1 pseudogene is annotated in these 231 nt (G+C 66.2%); it reads left to right on the forward strand.

Features of this window, described 5'->3' with window-relative positions:
* Window positions 1-231: pseudogene (locus ACTFO6_RS20090) on the forward strand (ISL3 family transposase); the annotation flags it as partial.

Consider the following 231-nt stretch of genomic DNA (forward strand, 5'->3'; position numbering starts at 1 on the left):
GTTCGAGACTGCCTTGGGGATTGCCGCACCGTGGTTCGTGGCCGGCGTTGATCTCAATGCCGCGGCACGCACGCTCACCATTCGCATCGACTTCGCGCCGGGAAGTCGCTTTGCCGTGCCGGGGGCAGCCGGCGGGCACCCGGTGCACGACACCGTGACCAAGCGGCTCAAGCACTTGAACTTCTTCCAGCACGAGTGCTACCTCGAGGTGCGCACCCCGCGGGTGAAGCT

The sequence above is a fragment of the Pelomicrobium sp. G1 genome (genome assembly GCF_051905455.1).
In the GTDB taxonomy this organism is placed as follows: domain Bacteria; phylum Pseudomonadota; class Gammaproteobacteria; order Burkholderiales; family UBA6910; genus Pelomicrobium.